The organism is Myxococcales bacterium, assembly GCA_022184915.1.
In the GTDB taxonomy this organism is placed as follows: Bacteria; Myxococcota_A; Polyangia; order Fen-1088; family Fen-1088; genus JAGTJU01.
The window spans coordinates 1,699,249-1,715,648 of sequence record JAGTJU010000001.1 but is presented as its reverse complement, the minus strand read 5'-3'; the positions used below and the strand labels follow the sequence as shown (position 1 = coordinate 1,715,648).

Annotated in this window: 8 protein-coding genes; all 8 read left to right on the top strand. The window is 69.1% G+C overall.

The window, feature by feature from the left end; translation table 11 throughout:
* Positions 1-124 precede the first annotated feature (124 nt).
* The 8 genes from KA712_07085 (at position 125) to KA712_07050 (ending at position 16,398) form a co-directional block, all read left to right on the top strand.
* Positions 125-5,851 carry an SDR family NAD(P)-dependent oxidoreductase gene (locus KA712_07085; protein ID MCG5052708.1) on the top strand — a complete coding sequence of 1,909 codons (5,727 nt, stop codon included), beginning with the start codon at positions 125-127 and terminating at the stop codon, positions 5,849-5,851.
* Positions 5,763-6,368 (top strand): polyketide synthase dehydratase domain-containing protein, encoded by a 606-nt coding sequence (locus KA712_07080; protein MCG5052707.1) that lies wholly within the window; start codon positions 5,763-5,765, stop codon positions 6,366-6,368. Before KA712_07085 ends, KA712_07080 begins: the two co-directional genes overlap by 89 nt.
* Before the next feature lie 21 nt (positions 6,369-6,389).
* Positions 6,390-6,575 (top strand): hypothetical protein, encoded by a 186-nt coding sequence (locus KA712_07075; protein MCG5052706.1) that lies wholly within the window; start codon positions 6,390-6,392, stop codon positions 6,573-6,575.
* A gap of 167 nt (positions 6,576-6,742) precedes the next feature.
* Positions 6,743-12,847 (top strand): 1-acyl-sn-glycerol-3-phosphate acyltransferase, encoded by a 6,105-nt coding sequence (locus tag KA712_07070; protein MCG5052705.1) that lies wholly within the window; start codon positions 6,743-6,745, stop codon positions 12,845-12,847.
* Positions 12,848-12,922: 75 nt separating this feature from the next.
* A complete protein-coding gene (locus KA712_07065) occupies positions 12,923-13,738 on the top strand; it encodes a hypothetical protein (protein ID MCG5052704.1) in 816 nt (271 codons plus the stop codon).
* A 141-nt stretch (positions 13,739-13,879) separates the two neighbouring features.
* A complete protein-coding gene (locus KA712_07060) occupies positions 13,880-14,350 on the top strand; it encodes an NfeD family protein (GenBank protein ID MCG5052703.1) in 471 nt (156 codons plus the stop codon).
* Positions 14,347-15,324 carry a paraslipin gene (locus tag KA712_07055; GenBank protein MCG5052702.1) on the top strand — a complete coding sequence of 326 codons (978 nt, stop codon included), beginning with the start codon at positions 14,347-14,349 and terminating at the stop codon, positions 15,322-15,324. Before KA712_07060 ends, KA712_07055 begins: the two co-directional genes overlap by 4 nt.
* Before the next feature lie 51 nt (positions 15,325-15,375).
* Complete coding sequence (locus tag KA712_07050) at positions 15,376-16,398, top strand: paraslipin (GenBank protein ID MCG5052701.1); 1,023 nt, start codon at positions 15,376-15,378, stop codon at positions 16,396-16,398.
* Positions 16,399-16,400: the final 2 nt, after the last annotated feature.

Sequence of the window (16,400 nt, the reverse complement as noted above, 5' to 3'; positions counted from 1 at the left end):
CACCAAGAGGACGCGCCGCGACATGTCGCCGCGAACCATCCACAATCGCGCCCTTCCGGGGGTGTCGCAGCGCGGTTCAGCCTCTATACTGCCGCGTTCTCAAGGAGCTCTCCCCCTGTCCGAGTTGCCCAAGCCCGCAAGCGTCCCCCCGAGGGACCAACACCCCGTAGCGCCCCCCCTTTCAGAGGCGCCGATCGCGGTGGTGGGCGTCTCGGCGCTCTTCCCCGGTTCGCTGGGCAAGGAGGGCTTCTGGCGGGACATCTTGGCGGGACGCGATCTGGTCACCGATGTGCCGGCCACGCACTGGCTCATCGACGACTACTACGACCCCGACCCGCAGGCCCGGGACAAAACCTACGCCAAACGGGGCGCCTTTTTGCCCGACGTGGACTTCGACCCCGTGGCCTGGGGCGTGCCACCCACGATCGTTCCCACCACGGACACCACGCAGCTCTTGGCCCTGATCGTGGCCCAGCAGGTCCTCGAGGACGCCTGCGGGGGACAGTTCGCGCGCATCGATCGGAAGCGCACGAGCGTCATCCTGGGCGTGACGTCGTCTCAAGAGCTTCTGGGCAGCATGGTGAGCCGGCTGCAAAAGCCGGTGTGGGTGAAGGCCCTGCGCGAGATGGGCTTGCCCGAATCTGAAGTGCAAGAGGCCTGTGACCGCATTGCCTCGCACTACGTCGAGTGGAAGGAGAGCACCTTCCCGGGCGTGCTGGGCAACGTGGTGGCGGGGCGCATCGCCAACCGGTTGGATCTCGGTGGCACCAACTGCATCACCGATGCGGCCTGCGCCAGCAGTTTTTCCGCGTTGGCCATGGCGGTGGCAGAGCTACGGCTCGGCCAAAGCGATCTGGTGATCACGGGTGGCGCCGACACCATGAACGACATCTTCATGTACCTCTGCTTCAGCAAAACGCCCGCCCTGTCGCCCACGGGAGACTGCCGGCCGTTTTCCGACGCAGCGGATGGCACCCTGCTCGGCGAGGGCATCGGTATGGTGGCGCTCAAGCGCCTGGCCGACGCCGAGCGCGACGGCGATCGCATCTATGCTCTCGTCAAAGGGGTGGGCAGCTCGTCCGATGGGCGCGCCAAGAGCGTCTACGCACCCGTGCCCGAGGGCCAGGCCGTGGCGCTGCGCAGGGCCTACGATCAAGCCGGCTACGGCCCCGAGACCGTCGAGCTGATGGAAGCCCACGGCACCGGCACCAAGGCCGGCGACGCCGCCGAGTTCGAAGGGCTGCGCCAGGTGTTCGACGAAAGCGGTCGCACCGATCGCAATTGGTGTGCGCTCGGTTCCGTCAAGTCGCAGGTGGGACACACGAAGGCGGCCGCGGGTGCGGCGGGTCTGTTCAAGGCCGTCATGGCGCTTCACCACAAGATCTTGCCCCCCACCATCAAGGTGAAGCGTCCCGATCCCAAACTGAAGATTGAAGCCAGCCCCTTTTACCTCAACACCCTGCCTCGCCCCTGGATTCGCGGAGAGCACCCACGCCGGGCTTCGGTGAGTTCCTTCGGCTTTGGGGGCTCGAACTTTCACGTGGCCCTCGAGGCGTACGAAGGTGAGGGCCTCACGCCGGCGCGGCTTTGGCCCGAAGGTGGGCACCTGGTGCTGGTGGGCGGCGCAACCTCCGCCGACGTCGCCAACGCCTGCACGTCGCTTGCGCGAGAGGTCGAGGCCTTCGGAGATCCCACTGGCGAGGGCTTGTTGGCGTTTTTGGCTCACGAGAGCCAGCTTCGTTTCGATCCTCACGCGCAGGCACGCTTGGCCCTCGTGGCCCAAAATCACGGTGACCTGCGGGACAAGCTGGAACAGGCAGCCCGGCTGGCGCAAGCGGAACGGGAGGGGCAAACGCCCACCGGCGTGGTGTTCTCGGTAGCACCTGCCAGCCCGCACGTGGCATTTTTGTTCCCCGGTCAGGGCAGCCAGTACCTTCACATGGGTGCCGCGGTGGCCATGGGCTTTGCGCCCGCGCAGGCCGCCTGGGATCGTGTGGCGCATGTCGCACGCGGCGCGGGCGCGCTCGCGCGGGTGGTGTTTCCTCCCGCCGCGTTCGACGACGCGCAGACCGAGCAGCAAAAGAAGACTCTGACCGATACCGCCTGGGCGCAGCCTGCGATTGGCGCCACGAGCCTCGCGCATCTCGCGCTGCTCGACACGCTGGGGGTGCGGCCCACCTGCGTGGCAGGGCACAGCTTCGGTGAGGTCACCGCCCTTTATGCCGCGGGCGTGTTCGACGAAGCCGCGTTCCTCGGCATTGCCCGGCAGCGAGGGCAGCTGATGGCCGAACAGGCTCAGCACACCCAAGGGGCGATGCTGTCCGTGGCGGCCCCGCGCGACGAGGTCGAGCGCCAGCTCGGGGAGCTTGGCCTGGCAGAAGTTCTGGTCCTTGCCAACCACAACGGCCCGCGCCAGGTGGTGCTTTCCGGCCCCGTGGAGGCGATCGAAGCGGCCTCACGGCGCTTGCAAGGCCAGGGGCTTTCGACCACACGTCTCGAGGTGGCCACCGCTTTCCATTCGCCGATCGTCGGGGGCGCCAGCCAGCCTTTCGCCGCGTTTTTGGAAGCGGTGCCGTTCTCGGCCCCCCGCGTGCCCGTGTTCGCCAACACCACGGCGGCCCCGTATCCCCACGATGCGGCCGACATGCGACGCTTGCTGGCCGAGCAGCTCGCAAAGCCCGTGCGCTTCGTCGACCAGATCGAAGCCATGGCCCTGTCGGGGGTGAGCACGTTCCTGGAGGTGGGACCAGGCCACGTGCTCACCACGCTGGTGAGCCAAATTCTGGAAGGGCGCCCTCACCGGGCGCTGGCCCTCGACCGCAAGGGACGCCCAGGTGTGCCCGCCTTCCTGCAAGGAGTGGGGGCGTTGGCGGTGGCGGGTGTGCCCATGGACTTCGCCCGCCTCTGGGCGCCCTTTGCCGTCCCCACCGATCCCCGATTGAAACCGAAACCTGCCTTGACCCTGAAGGTCAATGGCGCGGGGTATGGAAAGCCCTACCCGCCGCCCGGAGGAACAACCGCTTTGCCGAAGCCCAACGAACCCGCTCCCGTTTCGCAACCTGCCCCGCCTGCACCCCTCGCGGCCGCGCCGGCCCCGGCGCCCGCGGTCGAGGCCTCGGTGCAGTACGCGTGGCTCATGGCCATCGCGGAAAGCCAACGCCAAACGGCCGAGGCGCATGCCGCATTTCAACGGGCGATGGCCGAGTCGCATACGGCCTTTTTGCGGGCGGCCGAGTCGACGCTGCTCGGGCTCTCGCACGCGATGGGGGCCCCAGGGCACTCACCCCTGCCCCTGCCCGCGCCGGCCTTCGCGCCCCCCGTGCCGGCCTTCGCCCCCCCGCCGGTGCCCGTCTACGCGGCACCGATGCCCGCCTTCGCGCCCTCGCCGACGCCCGCCTTCCCGGCACCGATGCCCGCCTTCGCGCCCTCGCCGGCGCCCTACGCGGCTCCCGCGCCGGCGTGGATGCCCACGGCACCTTCCCTCGCAGCACCGCCCGCGCCCGTCGCGACGCCGCCCTTTCCGCCGCCCGCGGCCCCAGCCCCTGCGCCAGGGGTGGCCCTGGCACCCGCAGCGCCCGCGGCCACGCCCGACAAACGGCAAGGGCTCGAACGGGGGCGGGCTGACCCTGGAGGCCCTGCAGGCGTTGATGTTGAACGTGGTTGCCTCGCGCACGGGTTACCCCGAGGACATGTTGGGCCTCGACATGGATCTCGAATCCGACCTTGGGGTCGACTCGATCAAGCGGGTCGAGATCCTCTCCGCGGTGATGGAGCAGGCGCCGGGTCTGCCCGAAGTGAACACGGCCCGCATGGGTGCCATGCGCACACTGCGAGAGATCGTGACGTTCCTCGCCCAGGAAAGCGGCCTTGGCGCCCCGGAGGGCGGCCAAGAGGGGCACAGCAACGGAAAGCCTCATACGAACGGCGCCGGGGAGGCTGCCGCGCGCCCTTTAGGCGCAGCGCCGAAGTAGCGGCGCCCAAGGTCGTGCTTTCCCGGGCCGAGGTGCAGGTGAGCCCCGCGCCGGCGCTGGGCTTCGCCACGCCAGGGCTGCGCAGCGCCAGCCTCGTCGTGATCACCCAGGATGCGCCCGGCCATTCCGCAAGCGTGGCCCACGCGCTGGCGGCGTGCCTTCGCGCCCACGGCGTACAGGCGAAGGTGATCGAAGGTCACGACGTCCCTGACGACGCCGAGGCCGTGATCTGCCTTCAGGGGCTCCGCGCGCTTGCCCTGCCGGAAGAGGGCGTTCCCAGCGCCGAGGCCCTCGCGCACGCCGCTGCGCTCAACCACGATCTTTTCCGCGTGGCGCGCGCCGTGGCTCCGCGCTTTTCGGCCCGCGGGGGCACCTTCGTCACCGTCCAGGATACCGGCGGTGATTTCGGCCTTTCGGGTTCGCCGCGCGCCTGGATCGCCAGCGCCGCAGCCCTCGCCCGTACGGCCGCCGTGGAGTGGCCGGCATGCACGGTACGCGCCATCGACCTTGCGCGGGAGGGGCGCAGCCCCGAGGCCCTCGCCGCAGCGTTGGCGCACGAGTTGCTCTTCGGCGCGCCCGAACCCGAAGTGGGCCTGCGTGCCAACGGCGAGCGCTTGCGGGTCACGCTGAACGCTCGGGCCGAGGCGCCAGGGCCCACGGCTGCAGCAATCGACGGCGCGCTCGATTTCGTGGTGGCCACCGGGGGCGCCCGCGGCGTGACAGCCGCATGTGTGCTCGAACTGGCCCGGGCCGGTCGGGGCCGCTTTTTGCTGCTGGGACGCACCCCCCTCGAAGCAGAGCCAGCTTGCTGTGCGGGGGCGCTGACCGACGCCGCCCTCAAGCGCGCGTTGCTCGACGAAGCGCGTGCGCGCGGCGAAGCGATGAGCCCCGCCGCGCTCGGGCGCCGGGCCGATGCCGTGCGCGCCGGGCGCGAGGTGCGCGCAACCTTGGAGGCGATCCGCGCCCTCGGCAGCGAGGTGGCCTACGCGGCGGTCGATGCCACCCAGGCCGAAGCGCTGGCGGCCGTGCTGGCCGATCACAGGAGCCGCTTTGGCCCCGTCACCGGCGTGATTCACGGGGCGGGCGTGCTGGCCGACAAGCTCATCGCCGAAAAAACCGATGAACAATACGAACGGGTCGTGTCCACGAAGGTGAAGGGCCTGGCCTCCGTCATGGCAGCTACGGCCGAAGATCCCCTGCGCTTCGTGTTCTTGTTTTCCTCGGTGGCGGCCCGTTCGGGGAATCTTGGGCAAAGCGACTACGCGATGGCGAACGAGGTGCTCAACAAGGTGGCGGGACGCCTGCGCCACGAACGCCCCACCTGCGTGGTGCGCGCCCTCGGCTGGGGTCCCTGGGAAGGCGGCATGGTGGACGAGGGCCTCAAAGCCCGCTTCGCGCGCCTGGGTGTGGCGCTCGTCCCGGTGGAGGGCGGGGCGCGCGCTTTCGTGGACGAGCTGCGTCAGGGGCCCCGGCGCTGCGGAGATCCTGATCGGCGGCCCGGCGCTGCCTGGCGCGCACGCGCAGCACAGCCTGGCCGGCCCGAGCGCCCGTCCCTTCGAGGCCGAGCTGTGGCTGTCCCGCGACACCCACCCCGAGCTCGATGGCCATCGCATCAAGGGTGTGCCCGTGGTGCCCGTGGCCTGGGTGCTCGAGTGGTTCGCGCGTGCCGCCGCGCGCGTGCATCCGGAGCTCACGCTCGCGGCCCTGCGCCACGTGAAGGTGCTCCGCGGGGTGCGCCTTTTCGGCTTCGACGAGGGGCGGGGCGAACGGGTGCGGGTGCGGGTCCGCCCCTTGTCCGAAGGCGAGCCCAGCCCCACGGAGCGGCTTGCCCTCGAACTGGTCTCGGCCGAAGGGGCGCCGCTTTACACCGCGACCTGTGAGCTGCGCGAGCGCCCGCCAGGTCCCGGCGTGGCGCCCTTGCCTTCCGAAGGACTCGCACCCGCGATTCGCCCGCTTTACGGCGAACCGCCCCTCTTTCACGGCCAAAGCTTCCAGATGCTGCGCGCCCTCGACGCCCATGGCCCTTTGGGCTTGACCGCGCGCACGGAAGGCGTGGCGGCGCTGGGATGGTCGCAGAGCGGCCCCTGGCATACCGATCCAGGACTCGTGGACGCCGCTTTGCAGCTGGCCCTGGTCTTCACGCACGAAACCCTCGGGGGGGTGTCCTTGCCGACGGGGCTCGACGAACTCAGCCTGCACCAAACGGGCGCGGCGCCCGGAACGCTCCGGGCGATCCTGCGCAGCCACCTACGGAGCAGCCGCGACCGGTGCGTGTGCGACGTGGCCTTCGTGAACGAGGCCGGCGTGCTCGTCTGCGAAGCCAAAGGCGTCGAGACGCACGTCATTGCCAACGCCGAGACGCCCTCCCTTGCCAAGCCCGTGCTGCCTCCCGTGTAAACGGCCCCCTGCGCGATGCCCATGACCCCGATTGCCATCGTTGGCCGCGCCTGCGTCTTGCCCGGCGCGCTCAGTCCCGAAGAGCTATGGACCCTGGTGGCCGAAGGCCGCGTGGCCACCGCGAGAGGTCCCCGCCTCGCGCTGGGGCGTGCGCCCGGCGCTGATGCGCGGAACGAGCAAGGACACCGCCGACAAGGCCACGAGTGACGTGGGCGGCTACGTTCACGGCTTCGACGCCGTGTTCGATCCCCACGGTTTTCATCTGCCGGCGGACTTCATCACGGAGCTGGATCCCCTCTTTCGCTGGCTGCTGCATACGGGCCGCCAGGCGCTCGTCGGAGTCCGGGTACCGGGGCGCCGGGGATCGCGTGGGCGTGATCGTGGGCAACCTGTCTTACCCCTCGGAGGCCCTCGCGCGCTTCGCAGAGCGGGTGTGGCTCGAAACTCTGCCCGATCCCCGCACGGGCGCCGTGCCCCCGAAGAGCCTGCTCGAGACGCTGGGGCTTAGGCAGGTGGATCCTCACAACCGCTTCATGTCGGGCTTGCCTGCGCACCTTTTGGCCCAGGGCCTGGGCCTGGGGGCCGGCGCATTCGCGCTCGACGCCGCGTGTGCCTCGTCCCTCTACGCGCTCAAGTTTGCCTGCGACGCCCTCGCCAACGGCCGCGCCGATCTCATGCTGGCAGGGGCCGTGAACCGCGCGGACGATCTGTTCATCCACGCGGGTTTTTCGGCCTTGGGCGCGCTTTCGCCCACGGGCCGCTCGCGCCCCTTCCATGCCGAAGCCGACGGTCTCGTGCCCGCCGAAGGCGCCGCCCTGCTCGCCCTCGTACGCCTCGAGGAGGCCCTGGCCAAGGGGCAACGCATTTACGGGGTGATTCGCGGCGTGGGCTTGTCGAACGACGGACGCGGGCGTGGCCTGCTCGTGCCCTCGCAGGCAGGTCAGGTGCGCGCCTTGCGGGCTGCGTACGCCGCCGCGGGCCTTCATCCTGACCGCGTATCGTTCGTGGAGTGCCATGCCACCGGCACGCAAGTGGGCGACGGCGTGGAGCTCGGCACCTTGAGCGAGGTGTTCGGCACGCGCAACGACTTGGCCATCGGCTCGCTCAAGGCGAACCTCGGACACCTCATCACCGCCGCCGGCGCGGCGGGCCTCTTGAAGGTGCTGGGGGCCTTTGCGGCTGGCATCAGGCCCGGCACGCCCTCGGTGTCGCCCATGTCGGCTCTGCCTGCGTTGAGGACAGGCGCCCTCAAGCTTCTGCAGACGAACGAAGCGTGGAACGACGAAGGGGGCCCTCGGGTGGCGAGCGTGAGTGCCTTTGGCTTCGGGGGCAACAACGCGCACGTCATCGTCGAGGAGCCCCCCGCGGCCGGAGCCCCGGTTTCCGTGGCCCTGCCCGCACCCGCAAAAACACGAAGTCCCGTGGCGATCGTGGCCCTGGGCGCCCGGGTGGCCGACGGCCAAAACGCCGCTGATTTCGCCGAAGCGCTGTGGAGCGGAACCTCCCGCGTCGCTCACGGCGCCGCCCCGGCCACGGAGGTGGCGATCTCGCTCGCCGGGCTGCGCTTTCCTCCGCGCGATCTCGAAGAGACGCTGCCGCAGCAGCTCATGGTGTTCGCCGCCGCGCACGAAGCTGTAGCCGCCGTCGCCTCTCTGCCCGCCGAACGCACGGGGGTGTTCATTGGCATGCAATGCGATGCCGAGATCGCGCGGCACGGCGCCCGTTGGCGCGTGGCCGAGTGGGGCGCCAGGCTGGGCGCGCCCGCGGGATGGGTGGCGCGCGCACGGGAGGGATTCGTGCCGCTGCTCGGCGCGGCCGGCGTGGTGGGGGCGATGCCCAACATCCCGGCCAACCGCCTGAGCAGCCAGCTGGATCTTCAGGGGCCCAGCCTGACGTTTTCGTCAGAAGAGCTGTCGGGCCTCCGGGCGTTGGTGCTGGCGCAGGACCTGCTTGCACGAGGCGAGCTGGACGCGGCCCTCGTGGGTGCCGTGGATCTGTGTGTCGAGCCCGTGCACCTGGCAGCCGCCAAGGTGCTCTCGCCCAAGCGCCAGGTGGGCGGGGATGCGGCCGTGGTGCTGGTGCTCAAACGCCTCGAAGACGCCGAGGCCGGCGGCGATCGCATCCTCGCGGTGCTCGACGGTACCCCCTCGGATCCCCAGGCCGAAGACCTGTCTTTCGGTGACGAAGAAGGTGCCTTGTCCCTGCAGTCCCTGTTTGGCCACGCCCACGCCGCTTCGGGCCTGCTTCACGTGGCCGCCGCGGCGCTCTGCTGCGAACGAGGGGTGCGGCCCCACGTCCCACGTGCGGCCGTGGCGACGGCCGAGGGCCCGGCGCGCCTGCCGTGGCAGCCGGCCGGTGAACGCCGCGCCCGGGTGCACGTGACCGCGCTCGGTGACGAGCAGGTCACGATCGGGCTGCGGGCCCACCGACCTGCGGCGACGGGGGACCTTCCCGGAGGCCTCGCACCGGAACCGGCCTACACACCTCGGCCCCCGATACTCGCGTTTGCCGTCCACCGGCCTCACCCCACGTTGCCCGCTTTCGCGGCCGTGGCCGCCGCGCCCCCAGCGATCCTGCAGACTGCCACGCCGGACGCCCCGGCGCCTTCGCCGGCCCTCGAGGCCGCCTTGCCCCCAAACGCCGTCATGCCCCCCGCGACCCTCATGCCCCCTGCCCCCGCCCTGCCCTCCGCGCGCACGAGCCCGCCGCGCGCCGAGGCGCCCGTGGCCCTGCCTCTGCCAACGCCGGAAGCTCCGGCGGCCGCGGACTATTCCCCTCCTCTGCTGCAAGCGCTCGCGCATCGCCAGAACGTGACGGCCTTGCACCACAGCTTCATGGCCCATCAAGCGGCCGCCCACGCGCACTTCCTGAGGATGCGCACACGCGCCGTGGATCTCTTGCTGGGGCATGCACCGGCTCCCCTGCCCGCGCCCACACCTCCCCCCGCACGCGGGGGAGACCACGCCGCGTTGCCGCCGTCACCCGCACTGCTCCTGTCACCCGCGCCACCACTTTCACCCGCGCCACCCGCGTCGCCTGGCCCCGACGCCGTGCCCACGCCGGCTTCGGGCGCCCCGCCCCTGCGCACCCCCTCGGGCCCCTGTTTTTCTCGAACGGAGCTCGAGGTGCACGCCTCCGGGCGCATCTCGCAGCTCTTCGGCCCCGCGTTTGCTGGGCAGGACGAACACCGCCTCCAGGTGCGTATGCCCGAGCCGCCCCTGCTGCTCGCCGATCGCGTGGTGGGTCTCGCCGCCGCGCCGGGCTCGATGGGACGCGGCACGGTGTGGACGGAGACGGACGTGCGCCCTGACAGCTGGTTCCTGAACCGCGGCTACATGCCCGCGGGAATCATGATCGAAGCAGGCCAGGCCGATCTCTTCCTCATCTCGTACTTGGGGATCGATGCCCTCAACCGCGGCCAACGCGCCTACCGGCTTTTGGGCTGCGAGCTCACGTACCACGGATCTTTGCCGAAGCCCGGCGACACGCTTCGCTACGAGATCCATGTCGATGGGCACGCCCGGCAGGGCGACATTCGCCTCTTCTTTTTCCACTACGACTGCAAGGTGGGCGACAGGCCGGCCTTGACGGTGCGGCAGGGCCAAGCCGGCTTCTTCAGCGAAGACGAGCTGGCCCACTCTGCCGGGGTGCTGTGGAGCCCCGAGGAGCAAGAGATCACACCCCACCCCCGCCTGGACCCGCCGCGCGTGTTGGCAAAAGGGCGTGCCTTCGATGCGGCGGCCGTGCGCGCGTTCGCGGCCGGCGATCTTTACGGGTGCTTCGGTGAAGGCTTCGAGCGCGGCCAGACGCACACCCGATCACCGGCCATTCAACAGGGGCCGATGCTGCTCGTGGACCACGTGGCCGCCTTCGATCCGCAGGGGGGCCCGTGGGGTCGTGGCTACCTGAAAGCCGTCACACCGATCGCGCCCGATGACTGGTTCTTCGCGGGGCACTTCAAAAACGATCCCTGCATGCCGGGCACCTTGATGTTCGAGGGGTGCTTGCAGGCGATGGCGCTATACCTTGCGGCCTTGGGCCATACCCTCCCGCGGGACGGCTGGCGCTTCGAGCCCGTGCCCGAGGAGAGCTTCAGGCTTCAGTGCCGCGGCCAAGTGCTGCCGGATGCAAAGGAGCTGGTGTGCGAGCTCTTCGTGGAAGAAGTGCATGACGGCCCCTACCCCACGCTCTATGCCGACTTGCTGGGCACCGTCGATGGCCTCAAGGCCTTCCACGCCCGGCGCGTGGGCCTACGCCTCGTGCCCGATTGGCCGCTTTCGAGCTTGCGGTGGGATGACGAAGCCCCCCCGGAGGTGAAGGCCTTGAAGGACGTGCCGCCCGATCCCCGGGTGGCCGTGGTGGACGGATTCGCCTTCGACTACGCGTCGCTGCTGGCGTGCGCCTGGGGACGACCCTCGGACGCCTTCGGCCCGATGTACCAGGTGTTCGATGACACGCGCCGGGTGGCGCGGCTCCCCGGTCCGCCCTACCATTTCATGAGCCGCGTCGAACGCGTGGACGGTCCTATCGGGGTGTGCAAGCCCGGCACGACGATCGAGATCGCCTACGACATACCCGCGCTCCCCTGGTACTTCCGGGAAAACGCCGCAGCGGTCATGCCCTACTGCGTGCTGCTCGAGGCGGTGCTGCAACCTTGCGGCTGGCTGGCGAGCTTCGTGGGCAGCGCGCTTCTCGGCCGAAGCGATCTTTCCTTTCGCAACCTGGACGGTACCGGGCGGGTGCTGCACGAGATCACGCCCGAGACGCTCGAGGCCGCCGGCACGCGCACCTTGCGCACGGTCACCACACTCACGAGCGTGTCGCGCTCGGGCGACATGATCCTCGAGACCTTCGACGTGACCTGCTATCTGGGCACGACGAAGGTGTACACGCTCACGACGGGCTTCGGCTTTTTCCCGCAGGCCGCGCTCGAAAACCAGGTGGGCCTGCCCACCACCGACGGGGAGCGCGGCACGCTGCGACTCTCCGGAGGCACCTGCGTGGACCTGACCACGCGGCCCGCCCGCATGTGCGCGGGGGCCTTGCGCCTGCCCGAACCCATGCTGCTCATGCTCGATCGCGTGGTCACCTACGATTCGCAGGGGGGGACCGCGGGTCTCGGCTTCGCGCGGGGCGAAAAGGACGTGGACCCGAACGAATGGTTCTTCAAGGCCCACTTCTTTCAAGATCCCGTGCAGCCGGGCTCGCTGGGTCTCGAGGCCATGGTGCAGCTGCTGCAGTTCACGATGATCCACGACGAGCTCGGTGCGGGCTTTTCGCACCCCCGCTTCGAGGCGATCGCCACGGGGCAAGAGATGACCTGGAAGTACCGAGGCCAGGTGATCCCGGAAAACCGCGTGATTACCACCACGCTCGACATCACGAAGCGCGAGCGCGACGACCGCGGGTGCCCCGTGGTGACGGCGAACGCCAGCCTCTGGGTGGACGGCAAACGCATCTACAGCGCGAGCGGCCTGGCGATGCGGGTGGTGGAAGGCACCACCCCTGCCGGGCGCGCGCGGCCAGCGGACACGCAGACGCTGGCACCAGCCGCCCTCCTGCCGCACCTGCGCGCGTACTGGGCCCGGGCGCTCGGGGCGCTGCCCGCGCCCGTGGACGACCTCTTCTCCGCGCTCGTCAGCCGCTTCATCAACGCGGTTCACGTGTCCCCCCCCACGCGGGCACGTCTGGCAGAGGGGCCCGTGCTCTTCGTGGGCAACCACCAAACCGCGATCGAATCGACCCTCTTCGCCATCATCGCCTCGGCCTTTTCGGGCGCCACCTTGCTGACGCTGGCGAAGGTCGAGAATCAGGAGTTCTGGTTCGAGCGGCTCATGCAGCACGCCTTCGCGTACCCGGGGCTTCACCGCCCCGTGACCACGCGTTACTGGAACCGCAGCGACGCAACCGCCTTGCCAGGGGTGATCGCCGAGATGGCCGATGCCGCCCGCACCCGCGGCGCAAGCGTGATGGTTCACGTCGAAGGCACCCGCGCGCTTTCGTGCACCGAGCCTGTCCGCCGCATGAGCGGCACCTTCATCGACATGGCGCTGGACCTCGGCTGCCCGATCGTGCCCGTACGCTTTTCCGGAGGCTTGCCCCGCACCCCGGTCCGTGAACGCCTCGACTTTCCCGTGGGCCTCGGCAAGCAGGACATTTTCATGGGCCCGCCGATCGAAGCGGACACGTTGCGGCCCTTGCACTACGGCGAACGTCGTGAACGCGTACTGGCGGCGCTCAACGGCCTGCCCCCTGGGCCCGACGACGAAACGCCCTTTGCACCCGACCCCGAGCTCGAGGCGGCCGCGCACGCGTGGAACGCCCGCACGGGGGTAGGCTTTGGCCACGCCGTCATCGCAACACTCTTGTCGCGCGGACCGAACACCTCCCTGGCCCTGCAGGAGTCGGCTTCGGTGTCGCCCCGCGACCCGGCCGCGCACGCCTGGTTCGCCGAGCTCTCGCGGAGACTACGGGGGTAAGGGCCGCCACCTGCGTGGCAACGAGTTCATTCCGCGCCACGTCCGATGTACGATGCGGACACGTCGAAGTGTTGCGTGCGTTCCTGGGTGCAAGGCGGCCTGCTGGCCGCTGCCTTGGTGATGGGGTCCGGTTGCGAGGACGAGGAGAGCTCTCGCCTCCCCCCTGACGCGAGCGTCATCGGGCCGGGAGGTCCGGACGCAGGGGTGCTGGACAGCGCTGCGGATCGCGGAGCCGCCGACGTATCGCCCCTGGCCGACGCCCTCGGGGAGGACGCGCCCCCGTCTGACGCCGGTGCGGACGCGCTCCCCTCTGACGCCGGGGGTGACGCCACAGCCGCCCTGCCGCTCTGCACGCTTCCGGCAGAGGCGCAGAAAACCGCCATTCTGCGTGTGACTGCCGACGATTACGTCCGCATCTGGTTCAATGGGGCCCTCGTGGCCGAGCCCAACTCGCTGTGGGGCGTGCTCAAGCAGTACGACGTGCAGGTGTTCCTGAACGGCGGCAAAAAGAACGTGATCGCGGTGGAAGCGCGCAACGAATGGAAACAGTCCGGACTCGACCGTGGCTTCATTGCAGAGCTGGCGTACACCGTGGCCGACGTGACCTCCTTCGTGAACACCGACGCCTCCTGGAAAGTCAGCACAAGCGAGGCCGCGAACTGGACGGCGCTGGACTTTGACGACAGCGCTTGGGCCACACCCGTGGTGCTCGGCCCCTCGGGCATTGCCCCCTGGGGGCCGGTGGTCTTCAACACGAACGCCGCATGGTTGTGGAGCTACCTGCCCAACCAAGCGGCGGAAGCCAAGGTCGACAAAGAGACGTTGTGGTTCCGCAAGGTGTTCTTCATGAACGACCAAGGCCTGGCGTCCGACGTGCAGCCTTGCCGCTGAGACGCAACCTGCGTCATCCGAAGGTGGGTTGATCCACCTGACGCAGGCACGGCACCCAACTTCGGCTGGATCGAGGAAAAATCGAGGGCAGCTGTCCCGGTTTGCCTTGAGGCGCCCCGACCCGTGTGGTTGGATCGGGTGATGTCCGTGGAGACTGTGACGTGGGTATGGTTCGGTGCCGGGGTGCTGCTGATGGCGCTCGAGCTGCTGCTGCCAGGCCTCATCTCCGTTTTCCTGGGCCTCGGGGCAGTGACCGTGGCCGTGGGCCGCTGGGTGGGCCTGGTGCACGGTCTTGGCGCTTCACTCATCACCTGGTTCGTGAGTTCGATCCTGCTCACGCTCGCGCTGCGGAGCGTGCTGACACGCTTCGTGCCGGGCGCCCGCGAGCGGCAGGGCACGGACGAGGACGTAGATGCCTTCGGCGAGGTGGTCGATGTCACGAACACGGTGACGGACGGGCCTGGCGGACGGGTGCGCTTGCACGGCACGACCTGGCAGGCGCGCACCGCCGAAGGGAGCATTCCGGCAGGCAGCCAAGCCCGCATCGTCTACCGCGACAACACGGCCTTTATCGTCGAGGCCGTCAGCCCGAAAGAGGAGCCCGCTTCATGACTTTCTTTACGATCCTGTTCGCCGTCGCGTTGTTCGTCCTGTGGAAGACGGCAGCGATCGTTCCCATGCGCGATGCCTACGTCAAGGAGAGGCTCGGCAAGTTCAGCGGGGTCTTGCAGCCCGGCTTGCACTTCCTGATCCCCTTTGTCGACAGGATTGCCTACAAGCAAGAAATGCGGGAGCAGGTGCTGGATATCCCTCCGCAGACCTGCATCACCCGCGACAACATCCAGGTCACCGTGGATGGCGTCGTTTACCTCAAAGTCATGGACGCCGAGCGCGCGTCCTATGGCATCGAGGATTACCGGCGGGCCAGCGTGAACCTGGCGCAAACCACGATGCGCTCGGAGATCGGCAAGCTGGACCTGCATGAATCCTTCGCCGAGCGCGAAAAGCTCAACGAGGCGATCGTGCGCGAGATCGACCGCGCCAGCGATCCCTGGGGCATCAAGGTGCTGCGCTACGAGATCCGCAACATCGAGCCTTCGGCGCACGTGGTCCACACGCTGGAAAAAGCCATGGAGGCCGAGCGCTCACGGCGCGCCGAGGTGACCTTGGCCACGGCCCACAAGGAGGCCACGATCGCCAGCTCGATGGGACGCCGACAGGAGGCGATCAACCTCTCGGAAGGAAAGAAGCAAAAAAGCATCAACGAGGCCACGGGCCACGCCCGCGAGATTGGCATTCTGGCGGATGCCACGGCGGAGGGACTCAAGAAGATCGCGGCGGCGATCGCCCAACCCGGCGGTGACGTGGCCCTCAAGATGCGCATCGCCGAACAGTTCACGGATCGGCTCGCGCAGGTGCTCTCGACGGCCAACGTCTCGGTGGTGCCAGAAGGGCTGGCCAACCTTCAGGGCTTCTTCGCAGGGCTTGGCGAGACCTCCCGCACCATGAACGGACAGCCCGCGATCAACGGTGCCGCCGCGCAAGGTGGTGGCCGCGTGCGGGCCGAGGGGGCCTCGCGCAGCTAAAGGCGTCGCCTGCCCCGAAGCCCCCCGCACAACCTCCACGAGGAAATGGTCATGTCTGAGTTCGATCTGTCTTTCGACAACCCCTGGGATCTCGTCAACCTGGGCTTTTGGGCCCTGGTGTTTTTGGCTTTCGTGCGCGCGCTGATTTTGTCCGTGCAGCTGGTACCCACGAAGAGGGCCCACGTGGTGGAGCGCCTCGGCCGCTACCACACCACCTTGCGGGCGGGCTTTCATGCCCTGCTGCCCTTCATCGACCGGGTGGTCTACAAGATGGACCTGCGCGAGGAAACGATCGACGTGCCTCCTCAGGACTGCTTCACCAAGGACGAAATCAAGGTGGAGGTCGACGGGGTCCTCTACATGAGCGTGATGGAGCCGGTCAAGGCGGCCTACGGCGTCACCGACTACCGGCAAGCGGCCACGCAGCTGGCACAGACCACGACCCGCTCGGTGATCGGCACCCTGGAGCTCGATCGCACCTTCGAGGAACGCGAACTCATCAGCGCGCGCGTGGTCGCGGCCCTGGCGGAGGTGCAAGAAGCTTGGGGCGTGACGGTTCACCGCTACGAAATCAAGAACATCGCACCGCCGCTCACGGTGACGGAGGCTATGGAAAAGCAGGTGACGGCCGAGCGTGAGCGGCGCGCGATCGTGGCGCGTGCAGAGGGCGAGAAGCAGGCGCACATCAACCGCTCGGAAGGCACACGCATGGAGCTGGTCAATGCCTCCGAGGGCGAGATGCAGCGGCGGATCAACGAAGCCGAAGGCCGGGCCGCAGCCATTTTGGCCATCGCGGAGGCCACGGCTGACTCCCTTGGCAAGCTGGCTTCGGCCGCGTGCGTGCCGGGCGGCAAAGAGGCGGTGCAGCTGTCGCTCTCCGAACGGCACCTCGACTCTCTCGGCAAGCTGGCTTCGCCCAAGGTCAACGTGCTGTTGCCAGCCGACCTCACGAACCTGAACGCCTTGCTCTCGGGACTCGGCTTGCCCGGGCAGGGCCAGCCCGAGCTGCCCAAAGCCCGGCCGCTGGCCGCCGAGGAAAGAGCCGGGCTGGAACATGCGGAGCATGTAGCGTAACT

Excerpts from the sequence above, each read along its gene's own strand:
- KA712_07075 (MCG5052706.1), top strand. The coding sequence starts at position 6,390 with ATGACCCCGATTGCCATCGTTGGCCGCGCCTGCGTCTTGCCCGGCGCG.
- KA712_07060 (MCG5052703.1), top strand. The coding sequence starts at position 13,880 with ATGTCCGTGGAGACTGTGACGTGGGTATGGTTCGGTGCCGGGGTGCTG.
- KA712_07055 (MCG5052702.1), top strand. The coding sequence starts at position 14,347 with ATGACTTTCTTTACGATCCTGTTCGCCGTCGCGTTGTTCGTCCTGTGG.
- KA712_07050 (MCG5052701.1), top strand. The coding sequence starts at position 15,376 with ATGTCTGAGTTCGATCTGTCTTTCGACAACCCCTGGGATCTCGTCAAC.